The 22,024-nt window shown below is 59.9% G+C and carries 30 protein-coding genes and 1 pseudogene; 7 read left to right on the top strand and 24 right to left on the bottom strand.

Annotated features, from left to right (window positions below; all coding sequences use genetic code 11):
• Window positions 1-21: 21 nt before the first annotated feature.
• The 4 genes from QF045_RS08790 (at window position 22) to tsaA (ending at window position 2,596) form a co-directional block, all read left to right on the top strand.
• Window positions 22-489, top strand: coding sequence for a GNAT family N-acetyltransferase (locus QF045_RS08790; protein WP_306491866.1), 468 nt, complete (start codon window positions 22-24; stop codon window positions 487-489).
• A gap of 102 nt (window positions 490-591) precedes the next feature.
• The gene (locus tag QF045_RS08785; protein WP_306491865.1) at window positions 592-1,302 is read left to right on the top strand and encodes an rRNA pseudouridine synthase; all 711 of its coding nucleotides are present in this window, start codon (window positions 592-594) and stop codon (window positions 1,300-1,302) included.
• A gap of 68 nt (window positions 1,303-1,370) precedes the next feature.
• A complete protein-coding gene (locus tag QF045_RS08780; protein WP_005785469.1) occupies window positions 1,371-1,832 on the top strand; it encodes a DUF1456 family protein in 462 nt (153 codons plus the stop codon).
• Window positions 1,833-1,900: 68 nt separating this feature from the next.
• A complete protein-coding gene (tsaA, locus tag QF045_RS08775; RefSeq protein WP_306491864.1) occupies window positions 1,901-2,596 on the top strand; it encodes a tRNA (N6-threonylcarbamoyladenosine(37)-N6)-methyltransferase TrmO in 696 nt (231 codons plus the stop codon).
• Window positions 2,597-2,725: 129 nt separating this feature from the next.
• On the opposite strand, the gene fpr is transcribed toward tsaA, so the two are convergent.
• Window positions 2,726-3,505, bottom strand: a complete 780-nt coding sequence (fpr, locus tag QF045_RS08770; protein ID WP_003189055.1) for a ferredoxin-NADP reductase — start codon at window positions 3,503-3,505, stop codon at window positions 2,726-2,728.
• A gap of 124 nt (window positions 3,506-3,629) precedes the next feature.
• Between fpr and QF045_RS08765 the strand changes: the two genes are divergently transcribed.
• Window positions 3,630-4,556, top strand: a complete 927-nt coding sequence (locus QF045_RS08765; RefSeq protein ID WP_093512263.1) for a LysR family transcriptional regulator — start codon at window positions 3,630-3,632, stop codon at window positions 4,554-4,556.
• A 3-nt stretch (window positions 4,557-4,559) separates the two neighbouring features.
• Here QF045_RS08765 and QF045_RS08760 read toward each other — a convergent pair whose 3' ends face one another.
• From QF045_RS08760 to QF045_RS08750, 3 genes are all read right to left on the bottom strand, one after another.
• The gene (locus QF045_RS08760) at window positions 4,560-4,922 is read right to left on the bottom strand and encodes a diacylglycerol kinase (protein ID WP_003189051.1); all 363 of its coding nucleotides are present in this window, start codon (window positions 4,920-4,922) and stop codon (window positions 4,560-4,562) included.
• A 75-nt stretch (window positions 4,923-4,997) separates the two neighbouring features.
• The gene (gene erdR / locus QF045_RS08755; RefSeq protein WP_306491863.1) at window positions 4,998-5,648 is read right to left on the bottom strand and encodes a response regulator transcription factor ErdR; all 651 of its coding nucleotides are present in this window, start codon (window positions 5,646-5,648) and stop codon (window positions 4,998-5,000) included.
• Between the two features lie 252 nt (window positions 5,649-5,900).
• A complete protein-coding gene (locus QF045_RS08750) occupies window positions 5,901-6,620 on the bottom strand; it encodes a tRNA-uridine aminocarboxypropyltransferase (RefSeq protein WP_306491862.1) in 720 nt (239 codons plus the stop codon).
• 177 nt (window positions 6,621-6,797) lie between these two features.
• Here QF045_RS08750 and QF045_RS08745 point away from each other — a divergent pair, with 177 nt between their 5' ends.
• Both QF045_RS08745 and QF045_RS08740 read left to right on the top strand, forming a co-directional pair.
• Entirely contained in the window at window positions 6,798-7,232 is a 435-nt protein-coding gene (locus tag QF045_RS08745; protein WP_306491861.1) for a PA3611 family quorum-sensing-regulated virulence factor, read from the top strand.
• A gap of 286 nt (window positions 7,233-7,518) precedes the next feature.
• A complete protein-coding gene (locus QF045_RS08740) occupies window positions 7,519-8,631 on the top strand; it encodes a TIGR00730 family Rossman fold protein (RefSeq protein ID WP_306491860.1) in 1,113 nt (370 codons plus the stop codon).
• A gap of 61 nt (window positions 8,632-8,692) precedes the next feature.
• On the opposite strand, the gene recX is transcribed toward QF045_RS08740, so the two are convergent.
• The 20 genes and pseudogenes from recX to QF045_RS08640 form a co-directional block, all read right to left on the bottom strand.
• On the bottom strand, window positions 8,693-9,160 hold the full coding sequence (gene recX / locus QF045_RS08735) for a recombination regulator RecX (protein ID WP_306491859.1): 468 nt from the start codon (window positions 9,158-9,160) through the stop codon (window positions 8,693-8,695).
• A gap of 8 nt (window positions 9,161-9,168) precedes the next feature.
• Window positions 9,169-10,227 (bottom strand): recombinase RecA, encoded by a 1,059-nt coding sequence (gene recA, locus QF045_RS08730; protein ID WP_306491858.1) that lies wholly within the window; start codon window positions 10,225-10,227, stop codon window positions 9,169-9,171.
• 83 nt (window positions 10,228-10,310) lie between these two features.
• Complete coding sequence (locus QF045_RS08725) at window positions 10,311-10,811, bottom strand: CinA family protein (protein ID WP_306491857.1); 501 nt, start codon at window positions 10,809-10,811, stop codon at window positions 10,311-10,313.
• 81 nt (window positions 10,812-10,892) lie between these two features.
• Window positions 10,893-11,393, bottom strand: a complete 501-nt coding sequence (locus tag QF045_RS08720) for a lysis system i-spanin subunit Rz (RefSeq protein ID WP_306491856.1) — start codon at window positions 11,391-11,393, stop codon at window positions 10,893-10,895.
• Window positions 11,381-11,938, bottom strand: a complete 558-nt coding sequence (locus QF045_RS08715; RefSeq protein ID WP_306491855.1) for a glycoside hydrolase family 19 protein — start codon at window positions 11,936-11,938, stop codon at window positions 11,381-11,383. Before QF045_RS08715 ends, QF045_RS08720 begins: the two co-directional genes overlap by 13 nt.
• 22 nt (window positions 11,939-11,960) lie before the next feature.
• Window positions 11,961-12,962 carry a contractile injection system protein, VgrG/Pvc8 family gene (locus tag QF045_RS08710; RefSeq protein WP_306491854.1) on the bottom strand — a complete coding sequence of 334 codons (1,002 nt, stop codon included), beginning with the start codon at window positions 12,960-12,962 and terminating at the stop codon, window positions 11,961-11,963.
• Window positions 12,963-12,971: 9 nt separating this feature from the next.
• Window positions 12,972-13,184: a tail protein X gene (locus tag QF045_RS08705; RefSeq protein ID WP_306491853.1), complete on the bottom strand. Its 213-nt coding sequence runs from the start codon at window positions 13,182-13,184 to the stop codon at window positions 12,972-12,974.
• Complete coding sequence (locus tag QF045_RS08700; RefSeq protein ID WP_306491852.1) at window positions 13,177-13,560, bottom strand: phage tail protein; 384 nt, start codon at window positions 13,558-13,560, stop codon at window positions 13,177-13,179. The genes QF045_RS08705 and QF045_RS08700 overlap by 8 nt, the downstream gene beginning before the upstream one ends.
• Window positions 13,560-15,779, bottom strand: a complete 2,220-nt coding sequence (locus tag QF045_RS08695) for a phage tail tape measure protein (RefSeq protein WP_306491851.1) — start codon at window positions 15,777-15,779, stop codon at window positions 13,560-13,562. The genes QF045_RS08700 and QF045_RS08695 overlap by 1 nt, the downstream gene beginning before the upstream one ends.
• Before the next feature lie 6 nt (window positions 15,780-15,785).
• Window positions 15,786-15,911, bottom strand: a complete 126-nt coding sequence (locus QF045_RS08690) for a hypothetical protein (protein ID WP_256657658.1) — start codon at window positions 15,909-15,911, stop codon at window positions 15,786-15,788.
• Complete coding sequence (locus tag QF045_RS08685) at window positions 15,908-16,489, bottom strand: phage tail assembly protein (protein WP_306491850.1); 582 nt, start codon at window positions 16,487-16,489, stop codon at window positions 15,908-15,910. The genes QF045_RS08690 and QF045_RS08685 overlap by 4 nt, the downstream gene beginning before the upstream one ends.
• Window positions 16,490-16,540: 51 nt before the next feature.
• Entirely contained in the window at window positions 16,541-17,047 is a 507-nt protein-coding gene (locus QF045_RS08680; RefSeq protein WP_124385384.1) for a phage major tail tube protein, read from the bottom strand.
• On the bottom strand, window positions 17,047-18,213 hold the full coding sequence (locus tag QF045_RS08675) for a phage tail protein (protein ID WP_306491849.1): 1,167 nt from the start codon (window positions 18,211-18,213) through the stop codon (window positions 17,047-17,049). Before QF045_RS08675 ends, QF045_RS08680 begins: the two co-directional genes overlap by 1 nt.
• A gap of 2 nt (window positions 18,214-18,215) precedes the next feature.
• Window positions 18,216-18,389 carry a hypothetical protein gene (locus QF045_RS08670; protein ID WP_164485557.1) on the bottom strand — a complete coding sequence of 58 codons (174 nt, stop codon included), beginning with the start codon at window positions 18,387-18,389 and terminating at the stop codon, window positions 18,216-18,218.
• An 87-nt stretch (window positions 18,390-18,476) separates the two neighbouring features.
• Complete coding sequence (locus QF045_RS08665; RefSeq protein ID WP_306491848.1) at window positions 18,477-18,737, bottom strand: tail fiber assembly protein; 261 nt, start codon at window positions 18,735-18,737, stop codon at window positions 18,477-18,479.
• Window positions 18,738-19,406 (bottom strand): hypothetical protein, encoded by a 669-nt coding sequence (locus QF045_RS08660; RefSeq protein WP_306491847.1) that lies wholly within the window; start codon window positions 19,404-19,406, stop codon window positions 18,738-18,740.
• 31 nt (window positions 19,407-19,437) lie between these two features.
• Window positions 19,438-19,968, bottom strand: a complete 531-nt coding sequence (locus tag QF045_RS08655) for a hypothetical protein (RefSeq protein ID WP_306491846.1) — start codon at window positions 19,966-19,968, stop codon at window positions 19,438-19,440.
• Window positions 19,965-20,693, bottom strand: coding sequence for a phage tail protein I (locus tag QF045_RS08650; RefSeq protein WP_306491845.1), 729 nt, complete (start codon window positions 20,691-20,693; stop codon window positions 19,965-19,967). Before QF045_RS08650 ends, QF045_RS08655 begins: the two co-directional genes overlap by 4 nt.
• Window positions 20,690-21,686, bottom strand: a pseudogene (locus QF045_RS08645) (baseplate J/gp47 family protein). Before QF045_RS08645 ends, QF045_RS08650 begins: the two are co-directional and overlap by 4 nt.
• A complete protein-coding gene (locus QF045_RS08640) occupies window positions 21,683-22,015 on the bottom strand; it encodes a phage baseplate protein (protein ID WP_306491844.1) in 333 nt (110 codons plus the stop codon). Before QF045_RS08640 ends, QF045_RS08645 begins: the two are co-directional and overlap by 4 nt.
• Window positions 22,016-22,024 lie beyond the last annotated feature (9 nt).

Here is a 22,024-nt window from a genome sequence, read left to right as displayed (position 1 = left end):
TCATCGGCAGGGGCAGCGAGCATGCGTCGGCATTCGGTTATCCACACACCAAAAACCAGTGATTATCAACGATTGACGGACATCTGGGAGTCCTCTGTCCGGGCCACCCACGATTTCTTGCCGGACAGCTACATAGAGCTGCTGAGGAACCTGGTGCTGACGCATTACCTGGACAAGGTCATGCTGATCTGCACCAGGGACACGAACCAACGCATCACCGGGTTTGCCGGTGTGGCCGCAGGCAAGGTCGAAATGCTGTTCATCGACCCGCACTACCGAGGCCAGGGGCTTGGACGGCAATTGCTGCACTATGCGATCGAGCATCTGAATGCCGATGAGCTTGAAGTCAACGAGCAGAACCCGCAGGCACTGGGCTTTTACCTCAAGCTGGGCTTCGAGGTGATCGGACGCACGGAACATGATGGCCTGGGCCAGCCCTACCCGCTGCTCCACATGCGTCTGCGCCAGCAGCAGGCGCACAGTGGCTGACGCAATGCAGCTTCCACAAAAAGCGCCAGCACTGAAATGGGGCCGGGATTAACCGGCCTTACACAGGTACAATAGCTGCCCCATTTTGTTACGGCCCTTGTCATGACTGACCCCATACGCCTCTCCAAACGCCTCATCGAGCTGGTCGGTTGCTCCCGTCGGGAGGCTGAGCTGTTTATCGAAGGCGGCTGGGTCTCGGTGGACGGTGAAGTGATCGACGAACCGCAGTTCAAGGTGACGACCCAGAAGGTCGAGCTCGACCCCGACGCCAAAGCCACCCCGCCGGAACCGGTGACCATCCTGCTGCACGCCCCGGCTGGCATGGATGCCGAGACCGCCATGGCGTCGATCAGCGCCGAGACCCTGTCGGAAGAACACCGCTTCAGCAAGCGCCCGCTCAAGGGCCACTTCCTGCGCCTGACCGCCAGCGCCGACCTGCAAGCCAAGGCCAGCGGCCTGCTGGTGTTCACCCAGGACTGGAAAATCCTGCGCAAGTTGACCGCCGATGCCGCCAAGATCGAGCAGGAATACGTGGTTGAAGTCGAAGGCGACATGGTGGCCCACGGCCTCAACCGCCTGAACCACGGCCTGACCTACAAAGGCAAGGAGCTGCCAGCCGTGAAAGCCAGCTGGCAGAACGAAAACCGCCTGCGTTTTGCGCTGAAAAACCCGCAGCCGGGGGTGATCGCGCTCTTCTGCGAAGCCGTTGGCCTGAAAGTCATCGCCATCCGTCGCATCCGCATCGGCGGCGTCTCCATTGGCAAGGTGCCGGTGGGCCAATGGCGTTATCTGTCCGGCAAAGAGAAGTTCTAGGCCGTTACCCTTTTCCCGACACTGCCTGATGGCGGTGTCTACCCCGTTGAAAACCAGGATTGCCCACCATGATTCACAACGACGTACTGCGCAGCGTGCGCTACATGCTCGACATCAGCGACAACAAGATGGTCGAGATCATCAAGCTCGGCGGCATGGACGTGACCAAGGAAGATTTGCTGACTTACCTCAAGAAAGATGAGGAAGAAGGCTTTGTGTTCTGCCCGGATGAGGTCATGGCACATTTTCTCGATGGCCTGGTCATTTTCAAGCGCGGCAAGGATGAGAGCCGTCCGCCGCAGCCGATTGAAACGCCGGTGACCAACAACATCATTCTGAAAAAACTGCGCGTCGCCTTCGAATTGAAGGAAGACGACATGCACGCCATCCTCAAGGCTGCCGAGTTCCCGGTGTCCAAGCCTGAGCTGAGCGCGCTGTTCCGCAAGTTCGGCCACACCAACTACCGCACGTGTGGTGACCAGTTGCTGCGCAACTTCCTTAAGGGGCTGACGCTGCGCGTCAGAGCCTAAGAACAGCTATGAGCTTCGAGCGGCAAGTTAAAGCTTGCGGCTTGCAGCTCGCCACTTGAGGCTCAGAAATGGCTTACTCCGTCGCGCCCGTCGGCTTCGTACGCTCCTGCTTCAAGGAGAAGTTCGCTATCCCGCGTCAGCCGCACCTGGCGCCGGCCGCCCGTGGTGTGCTGGAGTTGGTGGCGCCGTTCGATGGCGGCGATGCGGTGCAGGGGCTGGAGCAGGTCAGCCATGTGTGGCTGCTGTTTCTGTTCCACCAGGCGCTGGAAGACAAGCCACGCCTTAAAGTGCGCCCGCCCCGCCTGGGGGGCAACACCTCCATGGGGGTGTTTGCCACGCGCGCGACACATCGTCCAAACGGCATCGGCCAATCGGTGGTGAAGCTGGACAAGGTGGAACCGGGGCGACTGTGGATTTCCGGGATCGACTTGCTCGACGGTACGCCAGTGCTGGATATCAAGCCGTATGTACCCTATGCCGATAGCGTTGATACCGCGACCAACCACATCGCCAGCGGCGCGCCGCAGCTGATTGACGTGCAGTGGCTCAAGACCGCACTGCAACAGGCGCAGGACCATGCACAGCGTCTGGGTGAACCGCTGGTGGAATTGATTGATCAGTGCCTGGCGCAGGATCCGCGCCCGGCCTACCAGACACCCGGGCCTGAGCGTGAGTACGGCGCACAGTTCTGGGATGTGGATGTGCGTTGGCACTATCCCGAGGCTGGGCTGATTTGCGTGCTTGAAGTGGTACCGGCCAGATAAACCGGAACACAGAAATGTGGGAGGGGGCTTGCTCCCGATAGCGGTGTATCAGCCACTGTATGTGGTACTGACACGCTGCAATCGGGGGCAAGCCCCCTCCCACTTTTTTTGCATCTGTGTATTGGCTGATTACTTCTCGACGAACGCGCGCTCGATCAGGTAATCGCCCGGCTCACGCATGCGCGGCGAAACTTTCAGGCCGAAGCTGTTCAGCACTTCGCTGGTCTCATCCAGCATGCTCGGGCTACCGCACAGCATGGCGCGGTCGTCCTCGGGGTTGATCGGCGGCAGGCCGATGTCGCTGAACAGCTTGCCGCTGCGCATCAGGTCCGTCAGGCGGCCTTCATTTTCGAACGGCTCGCGGGTCACGGTGGGGTAGTAGATCAACTTGTCACGCAGGGCCTCGCCGAAGAATTCGTTCTGCGGCAGGTGCTCGGTGATGAATTCGCGGTAGGCGACTTCGTTGACGTAACGCACGCCGTGGCACAGGATCACTTTTTCGAAGCGCTCGTAGGTCTCCGGGTCCTGGATCACGCTCATGAATGGCGCCAGCCCCGTACCGGTGCTGAGCAGGTAAAGGTGTTTGCCAGGCTTCAGATCGTCAAGCACCAGGGTGCCCGTCGGTTTTTTGCTGATGATGATCTCGTCGCCTTCCTTCAAGTGCTGCAACTGGGAAGTCAGCGGGCCATCCGGCACCTTGATGCTGAAGAATTCCAGATGCTCTTCCCAGTTCGGGCTGGCAATGGAGTAGGCGCGCATGAGCGGGCGGCCGTTGGGCTGTTGCAGGCCGATCATCACGAACTGACCGTTCTCGAAGCGCAAACCCGGATCGCGGGTGCACTTGAAGCTGAACAGAGTGTCGTTCCAGTGATGAACACTGAGGACACGCTCGTGGTTCATGTTGCTCATGTACGGGGGACTCCTGGAAATGGGCCTGCGCCAAATGTGAAGTGCGCAATTGCACAGTATTCTAATGGCGGCGACAATATCTGTTAACTGGATTATTAAGATAAGGGTTATCGGTTATATCGATATGCGATTCACTCTCCGTCAACTGCAAGTCTTCGTCGCCGTCGCCCAGCAGGAAAGCGTCTCCCGCGCTGCTGGCCTGCTGGCCTTATCTCAATCCGCCGCCAGCACGTCGATTACCGAGCTGGAGCGTCAATCCAGCTGCCAATTATTCGACCGCGCCGGCAAACGCCTGAGCCTCAATGCGCTCGGGCATCAATTGTTGCCTCAAGCGGTGGCACTGCTGGACCAGGCCAAGGAGATCGAGGACCTGCTCAATGGCAAATCCGGCTTTGGCTCACTGGCAGTGGGCGCCACCTTGACCATCGGCAATTACCTGGCAACCCTGCTGATCGGCAGCTTCATGCAGCAGCACCCGGAAAGCCAGGTGAAACTGCATGTGCAAAACACTGCGCATATCGTGCATCAGGTGGCGCACTACGAAATTGACCTGGGTCTAATCGAAGGCGACTGCAGCCATCCGGACATCGAGGTGCAAACCTGGGTAGAGGATGAACTGGTGGTGTTTTGCGCGCCCCAGCACCATTTGGCCAAGCGCGGCATGGCGAGCATGGACGAGTTGACCCATGAGGCGTGGATCCTGCGGGAACAAGGCTCGGGTACACGCCTGACGTTTGACCAGGCCATGCGCCATCACCGCAGCGCACTGAATATCCGCCTGGAGCTGGAACACACCGAGGCCATCAAACGGGCAGTGGAGTCAGGCTTGGGGATTGGGTGTATTTCGCGGTTGGCGCTGCGCGATGCGTTCCGTCGCGGCAGCCTGGTGCCGGTAGAGACCCCGGACCTGGACCTGGCCCGGCAGTTCTACTTTATCTGGCACAAACAGAAGTACCAGACTTCGGCGATGCGCGAGTTCCTGGAGCTGTGCCGCGCGTTTACCGCCGGCGTTCAGCGCAGCGACGAAATCGTGCTGCCGAGCATTGCCTGATCGCTAGATCAGGATGACCGCCCAGACCAGCGTGATCATGGTCAAGGCCACGAATTGCGCGGCGCTGCCCATGTCCTTGGCGTTTTTCGACAGCGGGTGGCGGTCCAGGGAAATGCGGTCGATCGCCGCTTCCACCGCAGAATTGAGCAATTCAACGATCAGGGCCAGCAGGCACACAGCAATCAGCAAGGCCCGCTCGACGCGGCTGACCTGCAGGAAAAAACTCAACGGAATCAGGATGACGTTCAGCAGTACCAACTGACGGAACGCCGCCTCGCCAGTGAAAGCCGCGCGCAGGCCATCCAGGGAATAGCCCCCTGCGTTGAAGATACGTTTGATACCGGTTTGACCCTTGAAAGGCGACATAGATGTAGGCAACTGAACCAAAGGAGTGGGGAAGCTAGAGCACGCAAAGTCAAAAAAGCGTGAATCGGTGACAGCTTAATGCTGCGAAATTGACTCAAGTTGTTGCAGGAGCAGCGCCGCCTGGGTGCGCGTGCGTACCCCCAATTTGCGGAAAATCGCGGTGACATGCGCCTTGATAGTGGCTTCCGACACGCTCAACTCGTAGGCAATCTGCTTGTTCAACAAACCTTCACAGACCATGGTCAACACGCGGAACTGCTGAGGCGTCAAACTGGCCAGGCCATCACGTGCCGCCTTGGCTTCGTCGGACACGTTGATTTCTTCAAACGCTTGCGGTGGCCAGGACACATCGCCGTCCAATACAGCACGCACAGCCTTCTGGATGTCTTGCATCGCACTGGACTTGGGAATGAAGCCGCTGGCGCCGAACTCCTTGGAGCGCACCACCACATCAGCTTCTTCCTGGGCCGAAACCATCACCACCGGGATCTGCGGATATTGCCCGCGCAGCAACACCAATCCGGAAAAACCATAGGCACCGGGCATGTTCAGGTCGAGCAGCACCAGGTCCCAGTCGGATTTTTCGGTCAAGCGGGCTTCCAGCTCGGCAATGCTGGCGACTTCGACCAGTCGGACGTCAGGGCCCAGACCCAGGGTTACGGCCTGATGCAGCGCACTGCGAAACAGCGGATGGTCATCGGCTATCAGGATTTCGTATGTGGCCATTGATTAAATGATCCTGTTTTTTAGGGGAGCCCTGATGGGTTCAGGGTTCGCCAGTACACAAGGCAACGGCTAGGCAGCCATCGCCACGGAGCACGCTCAACGTCAAAAACACGCCAAACAACGTCGAAAAACCAAGCTTGCGCCCCAATCGGCGCTCAGCATGCCCAGCGCGGCCTGGGGGGTCAAGCACTACGCCCAAGGGGATTTTAGCGGGTTGCACGATTAAGGTGCCATCATGCAAACGTCGTCTGGTCATACCGCTGGAATAAAGGGCGCCAAACGGGAGTGGACACTGTCCGTCTCATTCAAAGGCAGCTGAAACTTGGCGGCCAGGTAGTGCGTGCTGAATACATCGAGGTAAGCATCCAGGACTTCGCTGGCGAGCTGATCATCGGCCAACTCCAGACACAGCGCGGCAACCTCGGCGGTGCAAAAGTGATCATCACGCTTGGAGCGGCGCAACTTGTAACGTGACAATTGCTCCGGCGCCAGACTCAGCACCGGCAAATGCTCCAGATACGGGCTCTTGCGAAACATCTTGCGCGCTTCGCTCCACGTACCGTCGAGCAGGATGAACAGCGGGCGCCTGCCCTCCTCTGCGCTCACTGCGCTGACCACTCGCTCAGGCGCCCCGAATTCGCCAGGAAACACGATGTAGGGCTGCCACTGCGGATCGGCCAGCAAGGCGAGCAGGTCCGGATCGACTTCGGTCCGCGACCAGGCGAACGCGGTGGTGTCGTCGATCACATCGGCAATCAACCAGCCGGTGTTGCTGGGCTTCATCGGCTCGACGTCGTGCATCAACAGGCACATTGCTGACTTGGCCTCGACCTTTGGTCGCCAGGCGCACAGGCAATACTCGGGAATCACTCGGCAACCTGCGCACCGCTCGGCACGCGACCCACGATTGAGGAAAGGCCTGACGGCTCGGGCCAGGCGCTGGGCACGCAAGCGGGAGACAGCGTGGCTCATTGGATGCGCCATGGAAACGGGTAGATCGACACGGGGTAACTCGAGAGCAATTGAAGTGGCCGCAGTTTACAGCGATACGCCTGGCTGTAGTGGCCAGCGCTCACCTATAATTGCGCGCCACTGAACGCACAGCGCAGTGGCTGGTCTATGCACCAGTAACCGAATCAGGAGAGTTTGATGCTGCGTTCCATGCTGCGCCTCGTTGCCCCATCCGTCGCTATCGCGCTGGCCTTGCCTATGGGCGCCCACGCAGCCTCGCTGCTGGAGGCTCAAATGAACCGGAAGCTGCAAAGCGTCGCGACCGAAAGCAACAAGGACCTGCCACGGGAAATCGATGAAAAAACCCTGGAAGTGGCCTACACGGTTGAAGGCATGCAGTTGATCGATCATCTGAGCGTGCAACCTGACCGCGCCGAACAGATGCGTGCCAACCCCAAGGCGGTGTATTTCCAGCTGGGCCGCAGCGTATGCACCAACCCTGGCTACCGCGAACTGATGGCGAAGGGCGCAGTTATGCGCTACGAAATTACCGAGAACAAAACCAACCGCCCTGTAGCCTCGGTAAAATTCGCCGAAGCCGACTGCCCGGCTCCAGCCAAGAAGAAAAAGTAACCCCTGGCTTGCCTTTCGCGCGTCGCTGCCTTGCGGCGCGCACTCCCCCGCTCCACCCCGTGCCTACACCATGACGAGCGACCAATAAGCGGTTGCCAGCCATGGGTTTTTCGGCCCATGATCGCATCATTCCATCCGCCCGCCCGCAGCAGTATCCAATGCTGTTCTGTAACACTTTCAGGGCAAAAGAGGCCTGCCCTCCCGCGGCAAGCAGCGACACATGCAGTGTCGTGGCCCCTGCCGACTCCCGTCGGCTACCCAGGCCCTGTGAAGAAGGAGAAGTTGAATGCCTTATGAATCGAATGACCCGCTGCTCGACCTTTTTGAACGAAGCGGCACCGACCTCACACAGCAGATTGACGCGCAACTCCAGCTGATCGCCCCCGACAGCGTCAATATTCCCTTGTATCGCGACATGATTCTCACCGTTCTGCGTATGGCCCGAGACGATCGCGATCGCTGGAACGCCAAGATCACACTGCGCGCCATCCGTGAGCTTGATCACGCTTTTCGTGTACTCGAACAGTTCAAGGGACGACGCAAAGTCACGGTATTCGGCTCGGCACGTACGCCAATAGAAAGCCCGCTGTATGCATTGGCTCGAGAAGTCGGCGCGACGTTGGCGCGCTCCGACATGATGGTCATCACCGGCGGTGGCGGCGGCATCATGGCTGCGGCGCATGAAGGCGCGGGCCTGGAACACAGCCTGGGATTCAACATCACCCTGCCGTTTGAACAGCATGCGAATCCAACCATCGATGGCACCGATAACCTGCTGTCGTTCCACTTCTTCTTTACCCGCAAACTGTTCTTCGTCAAGGAAGCCGACGCATTGATCCTGTGCCCAGGCGGTTTTGGCACCCTGGACGAAGCCCTGGAGGTGCTGACCCTGATCCAGACCGGCAAAAGCCCGCTGGTACCGGTGGTGCTGCTGGACGCACCAGGTGGCGGGTTCTGGCAAGGCGCCCTGGACTTTATCCGCAGCCAGTTGGAGGCTAATCGCTACATCCTGCCGACCGATCTCAAGCTCATACGCCTGGTGTACAGCGCAGAAGAAGCAGTGGATGAGATCAACCGGTTCTATGCCAACTTCCATTCAACGCGCTGGCTCAAACGCGAGTTTGTCGTGCGCATGAATCATGCGCTCAGTGATCGAGCCCTCGCGCATTTGCAGGAGGAGTTCGCCAGCCTGCGCCTGAGCGGAGATTTCCAGCAGCTTGCCTACACCGGTGAAGACCATGACGAACCAAAGTTCAGTCATTTGACCCGGCTGGTATTCAACTTCAACGGCCGCGATCAGGGGCGGTTACGCGAGTTGGTGGACTACATCAACTTGCCGGAAAACTGGGTTCAGGCCCAAGGTGAAGCGCAGCAGCGGGTGGTGCCACAGCCCGCGTGAGTTTTCTGCGAGCAAAAAAAAGGCCCACTATTTTCATAGTGGGCCTTTGGTTTTGTGGCGTTCAATCATCCATGGCTCGGCCGCTTAACAAGCGACTGATCATGTCCATCGAAAACCCGCGATAGCTCAGGAAGCGCCCTTGCTTGGCGCGCTCTTTAGCATCTATAGGGAGATGACCTGAAAACTTGCGGCGCCATGTATCTTCCAACTGCGACTGCCAACTGATACCGCACTCACGCAAGGCGAGGTCGATATCGGCACGTTGCAGGCCACGCTGGCTCAACTCTTCGCGAATTCGCGCAGGGCCATAACCGGAGCGGGCGCGGTAGGACACAAAGCTTTCGAGGTATCGGGATTCCGACAGCAAACCCTCTTCCGTCAAGCGGTCGAGGGCTGTTTCGATCATTTCAGGCTCTGCGCCGCGCTGACGTAATTTGCGTGTCAGCTCGACTCGACCATGCTCGCGGCGTGCGAGCAGGTCCATCGCAGTGCGCCGAACGGCGACGAGTGTATCCAGTACAACAGTCATCGTTTGCTTCAGACGTCAGTGTCGGCTTCTTCCATCTCGTCAACTGGCGCGCGGTTTGCCGCTGCCTTGACGTCTGGCGCTGCGGTCAGCAGCTTGTCGCGAATCTGCTTCTCAAGCGTGGCGGCGATATCCGGGTTGTCCGCCAGGAACTTGGCCGAGTTGGCCTTGCCCTGACCGATCTTGCTGCCGTTGTAGGCATACCAGGCACCGGACTTCTCAACGAAACCGTGCAGCACGCCCAGGTCGATCATCTCGCCATTCAGGTAAATGCCTTTGCCATACAGAATCTGGAACTCTGCTTGACGGAAAGGTGGAGCTACCTTGTTCTTCACGACTTTAACGCGGGTTTCGCTACCGACAACCTCGTCACCTTCCTTTACCGCGCCAGTACGGCGGATATCCAGACGGACCGAAGCGTAGAACTTCAGGGCGTTACCACCAGTGGTGGTTTCCGGGCTACCGAACATGACACCGATCTTCATACGGATCTGGTTGATGAAGATCACCAGGCAGTTCGCGTTCTTGATGTTACCGGTGATTTTACGCAGCGCCTGGGACATCAGACGGGCTTGCAGGCCCACGTGCATGTCGCCCATTTCGCCTTCGATTTCTGCCTTCGGTACCAGTGCCGCCACGGAGTCGACCACGATCACGTCGATGGCGTTGGAGCGCACCAGCATGTCGGTGATTTCCAGGGCTTGCTCGCCAGTGTCCGGCTGGGAAACCAGCAGGTCGTCAACGTTGACGCCCAGTTTGCCGGCGTATTCAGGATCCAGGGCGTGCTCGGCGTCGACGAACGCGCAGGTGGCGCCCATTTTCTGAGCCTGGGCGATCACCGACAGGGTCAGGGTAGTTTTACCGGAAGATTCAGGACCGTAGATTTCAACGATACGGCCTTTTGGCAGGCCGCCAATGCCGAGCGCGATGTCCAGACCCAGAGAGCCAGTGGAGATAGCCGGGATCGCCTGACGGTCGTGATCGCCCATACGCATTACGGCACCCTTGCCGAATTGACGTTCGATCTGACCCAGGGCCGCAGCCAAGGCTTTCTTCTTGTTGTCGTCCATTAAAGTCCTCACGTAATCAATAAGGCCTGACGGCCAACACCTGTATAAGTAGACAGTATTGTTCCACAAAGATCGAAGATCGCCTACCCCTGATTGTCTATTTCTGCTGCAGCTCGTCGCAACAAGCCCTCCAGCGCAGCCTTTACCGTTTGTCGACGAACCTCATCGCGGTTGCCGGAAAAGTGCGCAAGCTCGGCCGTGACCTCGTCGCCCACGCCAAATGCCAGCCACACCGTGCCCACCGGCTTGTCCGGCGAACCGCCGTCCGGACCCGCCACGCCGCTGACCGCCACGGCAAAGCGCGCCAGGCTTTTTTCCTGTGCGCCCCGCACCATCGCTTCAACCACCTCCTGGCTGACGGCGCCCACTTTGGCAAACAGCTTTTCCGGCACATTCAACTGCCGGGTCTTCTGCCGGTTGGAGTAGGTGACATAACCCGCCTCGAACCACGCCGAACTGCCTGGTATCCGTGTAATGGCTTCGGCAATCCCGCCGCCGGTGCAGGACTCGGCGGTGGTGACATGGGCATTGAGCACCTGCAAGCGGCGCCCCAGTTCAGCAGCCAGTTGAGTGATTTCCTTCACGGTCGTCTCCAGGAATGGGCGGGGGTTCGCCTACCCTACAGCAGCCCATCGGCCATGCAAGTTGCAGAGTGCATCAAAAGACTAACGCGCGACGGCCTGCACGTAGGCCTGGCAGGCACGCAAGGCGATCAAGGCGTTATCGCCGTCGTCGGTGATGCGGATAATTCGTTGAGCATGCGCCGGGTCAAGTCGGGCTCGTGGGGCTGCATGAACCACGCCGCCGGGGGTGGCGGCGGTGGACAGCGCAACGCAGCTGGCGGGGTCGGTGGCGTCGAGAAGGACTGACAACCGCACATCAGCAGTGGCCAGGCGGTCGCGCAGAGCAGCTTGGTTACGTTGGGCATCGCTCAACTCCTGAGCATGGTGTTGATCGTTGGCGTTAAGTTGCTGTTCCAAGGCAAGACGCTTTTGCTGGTCTGCCTGCTGCTGTGCGAGCGCGGCCTGGCTCTGCTGGCTGAGCGCCAGCGCATGCCCGGCCGCCTGACGCTCAAGCTGCGCACCATAGCGCCAGGCCTGCACCTGCCAGACCAACGCAAGCAGCAGACAAACGCCAACCCAACGCCACCAGTCTAGGAAACGCATAACACCGCCTTCGCCCGTTCCCAAAGTTGCAATCGGTCCTGCAGCCCGTTCAAGCCGCCGTTGATACGCCGGGTGATGGTGGTGAACTGATCCTTATCAGCCAATTCGTTGAGGCCGTTGGTTTGCCAGAACCAGGCGGCGGACTCGCAGGCCCATTCGGGCTGCTCCAGCAGCTGCGGTTGTTGCAGCAGGCGATCATCGCCAAACAATGCCTGGCTGCAGGACAGGTAGTTACGGCGACCGGTGACCTGAATCAGCCCCCTCCCCCGGTATTTCTGGCCATCGCCATCCGCCTCGGGGGTATTGCCCAAGCGTGCCGCCAGGGTGCCGGTGTCGTACTTGCTGAGGTATTGATCGCTGCCCAGTTCACGCACATAGCGCAGCTCGGCGGATTCATGGCCGACTTGGGCGAGGAAGGCGGCGATGCGTTTGGCAGTGTTAATCTCGTACCGAACGAAGGCTGCATTTAAAGGGGACAAAAAAATGCCCGCTCGAAGGCGGGCCCCAGGCATCACACCCAGAAGCTGGGCAAGTGTCATCAGCATTGGCTTTACTCTGAATAAGTGGCTACACCGACAAACCGCTGGCCTGGATCGTGCACCGATAGCCGTCTGCTCGTTTACCGCTGGCCGTCACCTTCTTGATCGACCAGCGCCCCTGCATAAAGCCCGGCCATGACTCGTCCAGCAGCAGCAACCCTTCAGCGGCCAACGACGGATTACCGGGACATACCACATCGATCAGCAGCCCTTCTCGCCACACGCGCCGCATCTCGCCCTGCGCCGCTGAGCGCGCTTCGTCTTCGCTCTGGTAGCGCTGAGTGATTGTCTTGAAGGGTGCAATGCCCACTTCCACGACCTGCTTCTTGCCGGCCGCCGCATCCCACCAGGACGCTTGCGCGCCGCCGTATTTGGCGCGGCTGGCGTCGGTAAGCTTGGCGCTGATGAACGCGCGGTCACCCGGGCGATTGTCATGGGTTACGGACAACCGCACATCCGGCAGCGCCTTGCCCGACAACGACTTGACCTGGCCTTTGCGCCCCAGCACATACAGCTCGTCGACAGGCTTGGCCACCGCATCGAAGCGTTTGGCCAGCCGGGTCAGAAAGGCCATGTCGCTTTCATTGGTCTGATCGATATGCGCGATCTGCTCGCCCTCAAGTTCAGGCGCCACACGCGGGGAAAACCCGTAGCGGCTGGTCAATTGGCGAAACAGTGCGCCCAAGGTTATCGGCCCATGGCTGGCGGTGCGGCGCTGCTTGAAGGATGGCTCATCGAACGGAGCCGCGGTGGCCACCAGCACCAGCCGCATCGGGAAGAGTGACGGTGTACGCTGAGTGATCGTGAAGACGCCCTTATCCACCAGGCCGGACTCAAGGTAACCCACGCGCAAGCCGATCTTACCGCCCAGATCGGGCAAGCCTTCAAGGCCCTCGATATCCAGGGTCAACGTGAGTTGGTCGGATACGAATCCGGCTACGTCAGTATGTTCCCATTCCACCAGCCGCTCGTTGAACAACGCGGCATTGGCGCCATAAAGCTCCACTGCGGGTGTGAATCCAAGTGCCATGATCGCTCCTTAATCCCAGGCTGAAACCGGCCGGCTCGCGACCGGTTGCGCCGCCAGTTCAGGCACCAGCACGCTGACGCCTGCGGGCAATACCGCGCCTTTTTCCGCCAGTTCCGGATTCAAGCGCCACAGCGCTTCCTCCGCGGCATCATCACAACGCCCCAGCTCTCGATAGAGCAGCAGGTTCACCGAGTCGCCAGCAATACTTCGGACCCTACGCATTGACGAACTCCTCCAATACCAGCGACCAAGCGATCGCCATTGCCGTACCGTCGTCGATCACGCCGGCTTGTTTTTCGGTGACCAATTTGATCGTCCACAATCCCCAGTTACGTCCTAAGCCGTCCACCAGCGGCAACGGTGCCCGCAGATCTTGCAGGGCACGCAACTCATCCAGGCGCTGCATGCCCTTGGCACGCGCCGCCTTGCCGCCCAAGGTCAACGTTTCCAGGTCCTGCCCCACTTGGCTGGACTTGGGTTTGCCGGCGATGATGCCCAGGTTGACCCAGCCTCCACTGCTTCCACGGTCAAGGGTGTCGTAGGCGAACCCGCGTGACAGCCCGAAAATAAAAGTGCCCAGCACCATCTGTTGTCGCATCACACAGCTCCATCGGTGAGTGCCGAACCACGTCGCGTCGCCAGCAGGTTATCCATCGACAGCGGCGTAAATTGCGCTTCGATCTGTTGCACCACGAGCGTCGCCAATTGTTCATAGCTGGCTTGTTCCGGCGCGTTGATAGTGATTTGCGGGGCGAAGTTGATTTGGCGGTTATCGGCTTGAGGGTTGGTGAGGGTGTCGCTGACCTGCGACGGAGGCGGCAAGCGATCCTCGGAGCCCATGACTTTTTCAGCCAGCCAGGCGCCCACGTCGCTGCCGACGAACGTCCCCACGGCACCGCCAACCACTTTGCCGATGGCACCGCCAGCAACGCCGCCCATGACACCACCCAGCACGGTGCCGGCACCCGGCACCACCGAACCGACCACGGCTCCCGCAAGCGTACCCACCGCTCGGCCCAGCGCCATGCCGGCGAATTCACCGGCAAAACCACCGGCGACACCGCCGCCTATCGAGCCCACGCTGGTGCCAACCGCTTCGCCCAGATTCCCCGACCGCGCGCCCTGGACGACATCGACTGCGGCGTTTGCCAGCAACAACCCCGACGAAACCTGTCTGGTGATTTTGCTGGCCCTCCCCGCTTTACGCGGGCTCTGGGGCGCCGAACCCGGCGTGCGTTTGCCTGTAGGTGCGTCGTTACCCCCGGAGGGCTGCGAGCGGGTGGACGAGTTGCCGCCGGCAGCGCCCTCGCCAAAAATTTTCCCCGCGACCTTTTCAAATACCTTGTCTTTCACGGCATCGAACACGCCGGCAATCAAAGGCCCCAGCGCAGCGCCCGCCAACGTGACCGCGGCGGTGGCCTGAGGCAGGGCTTCGGCCAACCAGCTCACAGCGTTGACCAAACCGGTCATCGCCGTCAGCGAGGTATCCACAAGGGGCGCCAGGGCGGCGTCGGTGGCGGTATCCAGGCGAGTGGTGCTGGCCTCGTAAGCCTGCCGGCGTGCCTGGGTGGAATCGGCGCGAACCGCTGCCAGGCGAGCAACAGAGCTTTGATCCCCCAGCGCCGAGGTGGCGTAGCTGGAGGGTTCGGCCACCAGCGAAAAAGCCTGCTTCACGCGGTCGATAGTTGGTACCAGGCTCAGAACCGCTTGGTTACCGTCGAACACTTGCGTCGCCAGCGCCGCCTGCCTTTCGGCCGGTTGCGACTTGAGCGCTTGCAGCACGGTCACCAGGGTCTGTGCAGCATCGTGTTTCATCCCGACGGCCAAGGCTTCGGGATCAAGTTTGAGCGCTGCCCAGGCAGTGCGCTGCGCAGGGGAGGCGCTGTCGCCTTTAGCCAGGGCGGTACTGATTTTTTCCAGGCCGAGGCCAGCAGCACCTTTGCTGTTACCCGCGCTCAGCAACGCCGCCGACAGCGCCGCCGCCTGCGCGGGGCTCATGCCCGCCTGCGTCGCGGCAGCGCCCTGGTGTTGTACGATCGCCGCGATATCCGCCGACTCGGCCTTGAGCGCGACCACGTTGCCCAACACGTTTGTGGCGTCGGCCAAATCCAAGGTTTGTGCACGGTCGAGGTGCATCGACTCGCGCCAGCCCCCCATGAGTTCGCCGGCGCTCTTAATATCGATCTTGAAGGCCGTCGCCATTATTGCGGCGTCGCGGGCGAACTGTTGCAAGTCTGCCTGGCGCCCGGCCTTGTCAATATTGCCAGAGGCGTCAACCCGGTCGCTGCCGATACCCGACTTGGCGGCCACATACTCGACCTTCGCAAGGTCAACGGCGCTCGCGCCACTGGCCGCCACCATCGGCTCGGATGCCATGGCGAGGTTGGCTTCGCGCATCGTCTTGCGCTCGCGCACGGCGAACTGCAACAGCTGGTCCAGGTCGGTCATCGCGGCGTCCAATGCCTGCGACGGTGTGACCGAGTCGGCCGCCTTTTGGGCAGGCGTATCGCTCGCCCCCGCCGCATCGGCGGCGTCGATTTGCCGGGCGTCCATCAGCTTGAGCAACGAGGCGTTGAACAGCTCGAGCGTGTCCACCAGCCGCGCCTGGCCGGTGGCCAAAAGGTTGATCTCCAGGCTGGCATCAGCCAATGCCAACGCCAGGTTGCCAGCACTGCCCGGCACAGCCTCGGACGGGCTCGCCAGCGTTTGTGCGATAGGTTTGAGGCTGGCCTGCGCACTACTTTTTTCCAGTGGACCGTGAGTCAGCGGGCCTTCCGTGACGATGGCTGACTCAGCCGCATGATTACTGTCTGCCATCCCGCTCTACTCCTGTTTGACGCCAAGGCGACTGATCGCGATGTCGTAGCGGCGCAAGGCTTTCCCGGCGTCCCAATCGAGAATTTCCGCTTCGTTTACCGAGTAAACCAGCGGCACTACATCGAGGATCACTTCGATGTCGCGCTCCGAAAGAAGTCCGCCGGTTTGTTTAAAAAATCGTCGATGCGCCCCTGCAGTTCGGTCCAGTCGGGCACGGTCAGCCCGGCAAGGTCAGGAATCATCAGGCCGGCGCAATGAGCGGTGATGAACTCGGCACGCTCTTTGTTGGTGGGCAGTTTTTTCATCACTTTGGTGGCGCGCAGCGCAGGCATTTCCAGGGTGATGTGGGTCAGCGTGCGACCGCTCGCTTGAAGGGGAAGCAGCAGCGCGACCTGCTCGGCCGTCAACGATCCTCGTGGCACAGCAGCTTGATTGAGAAAGAACGATGCAGGCTGCGTCGACATCTCATGTACGTATTGCGCAATGCTGACGTAGTCCGGACGCTTGAGCTGGTCCAGTTCTTTTTCCGACAGGCCGGTGGCGAGTTTCGCCAGTTCGAAGAACTGGTCATCCTCGTCGTCACCGGCGCGTGCCAGGGCTTCCTTCTGTGGCGCGTAGAACAAGGGTTTGAGTTGAATCTGCTCGATCACTGCACCGGTGTCGGCGGTGATCGGGGACAGCAGGACGTGTAGCGCAGGCATCCAGGCCATGGAGTGATTCCTTGATCAGGTATGGGGGCGAGCTGACCCGCCCCCGGGGTTTTACGGCATCAGCACGGCGCGGCGGGCGTCGCCGAGAATGTCGACACCGTTGAGCACGAACTTCTGGGTGCGCACGTCGATGTCGATCACCGGAATACCGTTTTCCAGACGGTTGTAAGTGCGGCAGGACAGTTCCAGGGTGGTGACGGGCTTGGCATTCATCGTCAGCGCAGTCTCGGTCAGTGACTTCAACTTGCCGCCTACGGTATGGTAGGTGAAGTAGGTCTTGCCGTCCTGGTCCTGACCGGCTTCTCGCACGTTCAACAGGATGTCATCACCCTGCGTGACGCCGAGCGCCAGCAGCACTTGTGCGCCAACTCCTTGCAGCACCAAGGTTGCGCCCAGCACCTTGGCGCTTTTGGCCACCTCTTCGGCGATAAAGCGCCCGCCGGTCATCGCGTCCATTTCGAACTCGATTTTCGGCGGCGTAAAGGAATCGACCGTGGCCGACAACGGCAGGCCTTGAAGGGTGGCCGCAATGGCCTGTCTGACTCGGTTGGTAAACATTAGAGAACGTCCTCCAGGAACTGCTCGATGATTTCATCGCGGGCGTTGAGTTGATAAACCATGTGTTCGTTCGGCGCGTAGCGGCCGTAGTCGATGACGATGAACCAGGTGCCGTTCTTGTACTTTTCGACGCTGTTCAGCTCTGGGTGCAGGTACACGCTGCCGCCAGGGATGGTTTCGTCGGCGACCAGGGTTTGCAGCCAGTCGTTGATGCGCTTGACCTCCTGGTCCATGAAGGACTTGGTGAGGTTCTTGGCCATGGCCTTCTGACCGGCCTTGACCAGTTTGCGGCTGATGGCGTCTTCCAGGCCGACGTAGCTGAGGAATTTGCCGGTGATGGAGCGGTTGCCCAGCAGCGAGAAACCGCCAAAAACCGTGCGGGCGTAGTAACTCACACCGTAACGGTTGAGCAGGTCGCCTTCGGTGGAGGTGTCGAGGATGTTGTACTCGACGACGCGGGAAACGTCTTCGGCGAAGGTCACCTGATTACCTGGGCTTTCCCATTGCTTGACCTTGGCAAGCGCGGCGATGGCCAACGAGGACGGCGACAGGAACACATTCTTCTTCGCCGCCTTGGAATACACCGACGGCATGTTGTGCACCAGCAGGCAACGGTCGAAGCCGAGGTCGGCACCGCCCAGTTCGCCGCTGTACGTAACCTGATCGGCGACCGAAGCGTCCTTGCCATCCAGCACCACACGGGCCTTGATGCGCTTGCCGAAGGAGGCGAACTCGCCGGCCACGGCCTTGGTGCCGGTGAAGCCTGGGGCGCCGATGATGGTCAGGTCTTCAGGCACACTGCTCAGGGCCGCCAGGCCGAGTTTGCGACCGGTGACGGGGTCGTTGCCGCCGATCACGTTGTTGATCGTATCAGCCGGGGTGGCGCCTTCTTCGACGATGACCACATAAACCGGCACCTTCACCACCTTGAGGATCTGGTACACCGCCTGGAACAGCGTGCCCGACTCGGTACCGGTAGGGTCCAGCAAGGCCTGGGTGGTGAAGCTGTTGATGCGGAACGGGGCGTTTTTGGGGATCGAGGCATGGGCGTTGGGGGCGGTACCCACCAGGCCAATGACGTTATCGCCCAGGCCACCCATGGCCTCGGGAGATTCGGTGGCATTCACAGTGATGCCGTTGTGCTCGAAGTTCAAAACCTCAGCCATGATTAGTCAGCCTTCTTGGGGGTGGAGTTGAGGACGCTGGTCAGTTCCAGACGGCCAGCGATGCGCAGGGCGGATGCTTCGACGTCCAGCAGTTCCAGCTCCTCGCCAGCGGTAGACCAATGGCCGTTACCGATGGGGAACGGGATGAGGACGGTGTAGGTTTGGCGGGTGGGCATGGGTAGGATTCTCCGGGTGAGAAACGCCAAAGCCCCTGCGGGGAGGGGCTTCGGGGAGGCGAAAAAAAACCGCTTTCGCGGTTATTTTTATTTAAGAAAACTTGGCTTATCTGGCCATACAACGATGAAGGGATCTCCTACATCTTGCGGGACGTTTCGCAACAATTTGCGATATGTAGCGGCCTCAGCACGCTGGGCCTCAGTCAGTGGGCTGTCTTGAACTTGGGTGTGATCAGTTTCGCGCAACAGTCGATCACGACGAACTCGAATGGAAGACCACTCCAAAAGCTCCAACCCTTCTTTACTAATCAAAAGAGACGGAAAAACATCCATAGAAACGTCGCTCATTTAAAATTCCACCGTCGGAGAAAGAGAAAGTTTTGACCTGATATCCCCAAGTTTAATCGAGCGGTAGCGGCCGATCTGCATCGTATCAATTCGTAGCGACGTCACATATACATTAGGGATTTTGATCCTACAAACAGCATTACCAGCAGCGTCAGCATAAATAGCAGGATCAAACTTCCCGAAACATGACTGATTAAGCACTGCCCGCTGGGGCGAATACACATAACCTGCGAACGTTTCATCAAGCACCAACGAACTACCGTAACTGTAGCCACGAACATTCAGCCAAAACATCTGATCATCGGTATTAATAGAGAATGGCAATTTAAAATGTGCATAAACATTCATCGACGATCCCAAGTCTGTCGCAACCATCCCGCCCGTTGCGCCAACGTCATAAGGAGCGCCTGTTCCCCAAATAAGGCCTTGGAAGACGCTCATTAGCAACGTGCCGGGCGCGCCAGCCTCGCCTACAACATCTTTGAGAGAGCGAAACTGATCAAACTCTGCACGCGCCTGATCCATTCGTGCATCGATAGAACCAATTTTACCGTTTACAGCGTTTGTCAGGTTATTAGAAGCCTGGACAAGACTTGCAATTTGCGTTTCCGTGCTCAAAATATTTACTCCCCTTGTTTTACTCAAGGACATAGCGTCATAGAAAGCCATAGCACAGCTACCTATTGATTAACGCTAAGGCCTATTTAGACTCAAGCTTCATGACGCGAAACAGCACGCTAAGATGCCGAGCCATATTATCAATATTTGCCGACGCCACAGACGCCAACTCTTCAGCTATCAGAATATTCAGATTTTCCGACCCTACAACTACCGTCACGCTATCCACCGGCAACGGCGAAATATTCAGCGTAAACTTCTGCAGTACCCGAGCCGCCGCCGCTTTATACGTCAGCAACTTCCCTGCCACGGAATACACCGCCAGCAAGGTCCCGCTGGCGAGGTAAAAGCCGAACTCGCCAATCTCGTACTCATCGTCGCCGTCAAACAGCGCGGCCATGCGGAGTTGGCGTTCGCCCAAGTCTTCGTAATCCACAATGGCGACCCGTTGGCGCTCATCGCGCAAGGCCTCTTCCGTGCCGTCGGGGTTGTAGCGGCCGGTACCGGCGCCGATGTGGGTGATTTCGCCTTTGAGGCCCTGATTCTTTGCCTGCAGCACTTCATCCAAACCCTTGGAGGTGAAGCGCACCAGGCGCGTGATGTCATCTGTCATGGCTGCGCCCTGAGGTCGTAGTCGTTAATGGTGTAGTGCCGGGCAACCCCGGCACTGTTTAGCCGGGCGCCAAGCCCGAGTTCCGGCAGCACGCCTTCAAGCAGCAGCTCGCCATCGCTCAGGGGGGTATGAGCGGCGCTGTTGAGGGAGAACGCACCGTGTAGCTTCACTTCGGGCAAGGCGCCGGGAGGGCTGTCTTCGCCGATGCTCAACCCAGGATCCGCCGCGCCGGCCAGTCGCAGGCCTTGGGTGGTCTCATGCACGACGGTGATCGTGGCCTGGTCTCGCTCGCTCTTGGCCGCGTTGATGCGACGGATCAGCCGGTTGTGATCGCCACTGGACCAACTGCGCCCAATGATCGCCTGCACGTCGAAGGTATAGGGCGTGCCGATTGGTCGCTGTTGATACCAGGCGCTGATATTGGGAGTGAAGCCCAGTGACTCCACGGCATAGCTCAAGGCCTTGGGTGTGCCGGCCTGACGCTGGATCTGCCAGGACAAGGCCACGGTCAGGCGCTTTTCCGATTCGCTGGCGTCGGCATCCCATTCGCTGACACCCCGATCAGCGGCCAGGTAAGGCAGAAATTCGCTGGGGGTTTGCAGTGGGTTCATCAACGCTGGAAAAGGTGGCGTGACTCGCTCAAGCAATTTGCCGAAGCCCAGGTCCAGAGCCTTTTCCAGCGGTGAACTGTTGGCTGGCAACAAACTCGCGTCGGATTCACTCATAGCGTACGCACCTCCACCTCGACACCCGTGCAATACGGTGCCTGGAACGCGTTGCTGACGATCGGCGCCAGTGGTTCAAGGATTTGCAGCTGCGCCGCCCCTGCACTGTGGATGGCGTAGTCGATCCAACTGGGGTCGACGCGCCCTTCCAGGCGATGACAGGAGTCCGCGTAGTTTTGCAGCAACTGCTGCGCCGCCACCTGGGTGAGGGCCCGAGTCCGGCCCGGCGTTGATCTTGGCGATGACGCGGATCTTGTAGGGCTGAATCTGTGCGCCCTGGACTGTGACCAGATCGGTTTCCGGCCGTACATCGGGCCGTGCGAAATGTCGGCGTACACCGTCAAGCAAATCCGCAGATGGGGTACCGTCGCCCTCACGAGACAGCACAGTGACCATCACCTCGCCGGGCGCAGTGCGGCGGCCGTTGCCGTCCTTGACCTGCGCCGCATAGCCGTCCGGGTCGAAGGTATAGTTGACGGTCACCACGCCCGGCGATGCGCTCTGAACCTTTACGGTGGGTCGCTCGCCGAGGGTGAACACTTCGCGGCGATACTGCATCCGCGAGCCCGCTGCTGGAGCGTGGGGTGCAAGGTAGTAACGCAAGCGGGCGTCGTCGTCGCTTTCCAGCGTCGGCGGCACGGGCGGGAAAGCCGCCGGGTCGCCGGGGTCGAGCACTTGGCGCTCCAGGCCCATGTCAGCCAGGCGTGCGTCCAGGTTGCTGCCGGTAGCCCACCACGCCAGCATCTGCTTGATACGCGCATTGTATTTGCGCTCATGGGTTTGCAGGCGCACGCAAAACGCTTCAAGCACCAACGTCAGCAGTTCACTTTCGTTGTCGAGGCTGACCTTGAGTTTTGCAGCGCTTTGCGGGGCACGGGTGGCGACGTAGTCGACCACGAATGCCTTGAATTCGGCGAGCAGCGGCTCGAACTCATCGACCGCGATAATCGCCGGCTCGGCCAGTTGGTTCTGGCCAGGGATCAGCATGCTCATGTCACGACCTCGAAGGATTGTTGGCGGTTTTTCCAAGTGCCGGCAAAGCGCAGCAGCAGCCCGGCGCCCTGGCGGGTGGCAACGATGACCTGGGGCTGAAAGTCGCCGATGCCGTTCTGCGCGTTATAGAACGCCTGGGCGGCATGGCTCTGGGCGAGCAGCAGCAAGTCATCGCTAAGGTTTTGCCCGAGCAGTTGCGGGATCAGCGAGCCATACAGCGGACGCTTCTGCCGCGTGCCCACGGGTGTGGTCAGCGCTCGGGTGGCGCGCTGCACGAACTGCAGCCAGTCATCGACGGCTGCCCCCGTGTTGCGATCAATGCCGATCATTGGAGGTCC

The sequence above is a fragment of the Pseudomonas sp. W4I3 genome (genome assembly GCF_030816195.1).
Classification (GTDB): Bacteria; Pseudomonadota; Gammaproteobacteria; order Pseudomonadales; family Pseudomonadaceae; genus Aquipseudomonas.
This window is presented reverse-complemented; position numbering and strand designations above follow the sequence as displayed.